This window comes from Frankia sp. CcMO1 (assembly GCF_977945845.1).
In genome coordinates, this window is the sequence record NZ_CDWTMG010000179.1 from 6,827 (window position 1) to 10,187 (window position 3,361).

General features: G+C 68.1%; 4 protein-coding genes. 2 read left to right on the forward strand and 2 right to left on the reverse strand.

Annotation, left to right across the window (positions count from 1 at the left end; genetic code table 11):
- Positions 1 to 708 precede the first annotated feature (708 nt).
- Entirely contained in the window at positions 709 to 1,731 is a 1,023-nt protein-coding gene (locus AC08OU_RS18075) for a tyrosinase family protein (protein WP_476602359.1), read from the forward strand.
- A gap of 155 nt (positions 1,732 to 1,886) precedes the next feature.
- On the opposite strand, the gene AC08OU_RS18080 is transcribed toward AC08OU_RS18075, so the two are convergent.
- On the reverse strand, positions 1,887 to 2,192 hold the full coding sequence (locus AC08OU_RS18080) for a hypothetical protein (protein ID WP_476602360.1): 306 nt from the start codon (positions 2,190 to 2,192) through the stop codon (positions 1,887 to 1,889).
- A complete protein-coding gene (locus AC08OU_RS18085) occupies positions 2,192 to 2,794 on the reverse strand; it encodes a methyltransferase (protein WP_476602361.1) in 603 nt (200 codons plus the stop codon). The genes AC08OU_RS18080 and AC08OU_RS18085 overlap by 1 nt, the downstream gene beginning before the upstream one ends.
- A gap of 361 nt (positions 2,795 to 3,155) precedes the next feature.
- On the opposite strand from AC08OU_RS18085, the gene AC08OU_RS18090 reads away from it, so the two are divergent.
- Positions 3,156 to 3,361: hypothetical protein (locus AC08OU_RS18090; RefSeq protein WP_476605379.1), on the forward strand; the 206-nt coding region annotated here is incomplete at its 3' end.

The following is a 3,361-nucleotide window of genomic DNA, read 5'->3' on the forward strand; positions in this document are numbered from 1 at the left end:
CCTGTGGAGGGTTCGAAACGCGCAAGTTATTTCATTTCGACTCCTTGACGTATCCCCCGGCACCAGCAACGTCGCGGCGTCTCCGGCCCACGTGACGCACAGACGCCTGGACGACACCTCGTTGCCAGACCCATACCGCCGGTGGATTCTTGGTCACCTCACCACCCTCACCACACCGCCTGGAATTCGGGGGAACTACATGCCACCGGACCCGACAGACGTCACTCATCCCGCCTTTCTCGCCAACTATCTTGCTAGCCTTCCCCGGCCGGAACACGTACATGGGGGACGTAATGAAGTAACAAATACGTGATCGAGAGCATCATCGCAGGTCACAGGCCTGTGGAGGGTTCGAAACGCGCAAGTTATTTCATTTCGACTCCATGGCGACCCGGCCCGCAGTATCCGCGAGGACGACTTCGACGGTCACCACGTCGTCATCACGACCACCTACGAGATCACCGTCGACGGCCGGCCATTGAACGTCCACATTGGGGTTTCCAACGACGGCACGGCACACTGCCACAGCCTGCCCAACTATCAGATCCCCTCGGTCGTCGACCTGGTACGCCTGATCATCACCGCCTTCCCCGAGGAGTTCTCCCCCCGGCGCCTCGGGCGACGACCACGGCCCGCACGGCGGTCCGGGCGAGCACCATCACCATGACGCCCACGGCGCCCACGGCGAGCTCCCGGAAGGGGCATGACATGGCGGTCGTCCGGCGCGACATCCTTCTCGACCACGACGCGAGAAAGGCCTACATTCGCGGAATCAAGCTCCTCAAACACGAACCTACGACGCTGCGCACGAATCAGTTCGGCCTCCCCGGTCCGAGCCGACCGGTACGGACCTACGACCTGTTCGTCATCTGGCATGTCATCGCGATGAACACCCCCGTCCCCCCGGGAGGGTCACCGAGCAACCGCAACGCCGCGCACGCCGGCCCCGTCTTCCTGCCCTGGCACCGAGTCATGCTTGGCTGGCTGGAAGTGCACCTCCAGCGCGTTCTCGGCGACCCGAACTTCGGGCTGCCGTACTGGGACTGGGCGCGCGACGGGACACCCTCCGCTCCCGGCACGGCACCGAACCCCGCTGCTTCGGCGCTGTGGCGGAACACCCCGGACGGTTTCGGGGGCCAGGGCACCCCGATCCCCGGCGGTGCGTTCTTCTTCGACCCCGCCGACCCGACCAGCTTCCGGGTACGGATCTCCACCAGCAGCAGCGGCGCGCTCCAGCAGGTTACCGAACGCGGCGTGCGGCGGAGATTCGGCAGCGCCACGTTCGGATCGTCGATCCTGCCGAGCAACGCCGACCTCACCGCAGCCTTCGACACCGTCGCCGATCCGACACTCGCGAGCTACGACGAGGCTCCCTTCAACGTGAGTTCGCGGGGGTTCCGCAACCGTCTCGAAGGCTTCATCGGCACCGGACTGCACAACCAGGTCCACCGCTGGGTCGGCGGGGGCAGGGACATGTCGCTGGCGTCGTCCCCCAACGACCCGGTCTTCTTCGTGCACCACTGCAACGTCGACCGCGTCTGGGAGGGTTGGATGCGGCGTCACGGCCGCGTGTACCAGCCGGACATGACCGCCCCGGCAAGCCTCCTCGGCCATCGGATCGACGACCCGCTGGTCTCCCCGTTCGCCCCGTCGAGCATGTCGAGCACGCCGGCGACCCCCCGCAGCGTGCTCGACATGACCGGCACCTACACCTACGACGTCCTGCCCTGAAACATCTCCTGTTGACCGACGAACAGGTCCCGTTGAACGACGAGCAGGTCCCGGGGATTCACCGAGGACGGCTTCGGTCCATCTGCATCCATTGCATCCGGCTGCATCCGGCTGCCCGCGGCCTTTCCGCGGGCAGCCGCGGACGAGGGCTGGGCCTACCCGACTGACGGCGGCTGTCCGGATGCCGCGCCCATCGCGGACACGGGAGCCGCGGCCGGCCTGGTCGCGATGACGACGGTGGCGTTCAGGTCGGCGGAACCGGCGACCGTGGGGATCAGGCCGGCCTGGGCGGTGGCTTCGACGATCGACGCTGCCTGCCGCTCGCCGGTCTCGACCAGCAGGTGACCGCCCGGGGCCAGCCACCGCGGCGCCTCGGCGGCCACCCGCCGCAGAACATCGAGCCCGTCCGCCCCGCCGTCGAGCGCCACCCGCGGCTCGTGCTCGCGAGCCTCCAGCGGCATCAGCTCAATCGCGTCGGTGGGTACATAGGGGGCGTTCGCGGCCAGCAGGTCCACGTGGCCCCGTAGGACGGCTGGCAGCGGCTCGTAAAGATCACCCTCGTAGACCCGGCCACCGGCGGAGGCGAGGTTGCGGCGGGCGCACCGCACCGCACCGCGGCCGGTTCGACGTCGGCGGCGTGCACCTCGATCCCGGGCAGGGCCGCCACCAGCGCGACCCCCACCGCCCCCGAGCCACAGCACAGATCGACGACGGTGACCGGCCGGGACCGGTCGGCGACCCGTTCGACCGCCTGATCGACGAGGAACTCCGTGCGGCGGCGGGGCACGAAGACCCCGGGGTCCACGGCTATCCGCAGGCCGTGGAACTCCGCCCAGCCGAGCACGTGTTCCAAGGGCAGGCCGGCGACGCGCCGCTGCACCATCGCAGCGAGTTCGCCCGGGGTCCGGGCCGCATCGACGAGCAGCCGCGCCTCGTCCTCGGCGAAGACGCAGCCGGCGGCCCGCAGCCTCGTGACGACGACGGACCGCGGCAGGGGCGAAGATGGTGAGGAAGACGGGCGAGAAGAGGGGAGAAAGGAAGAAGAAGGGCCGGATGTCGACACGGGAAGCCTTTCGGGATGCCGAAGGGCACCCTCCCGATCGCCTACTTCGAGCGAACCGCGCGACCGCGGGAGGAGAGCACCCACCCTGACACAGCGGAAATGGGTCTCACCTCCTCAAGACGATCGTCTGTGGCAACGGCCATCCTACCCGAGCTATCTGATCCGGATCGCCGCGGGCCGTCACCCCGGCGAACGGAAGATCCGCTCACCCCCCCCCGGCGGGCCTCACCTCGATCGTCCGTGCACTCACGTTCATGCGCTCCATGCCCTCTCCACGCCCTGCGGTCACCGCTGGCTGGTCGGTCGCGGCTGACCGGTAGCGTTGACTGGTCAGGCTTTCCGGGAGAGAGCGGCAATACAAATGCGTACGTTCTACGAGATCGAGCAGCAGGAAGAGTTCAAGGCCGGGCAGGAGCTGCTGGTCCACCGGTGCGAGACATGGGCGCGGGCGCGAGGATTGCCAGCGAATCCGCTGGTCCTGGAGGCCGCGCTGGATTCGCGGCAGCTGAGCACCGACGGGCGGCTGGCATTGTGGACACCTGCTCATGTGCGTCGGTTCCTCCTAGT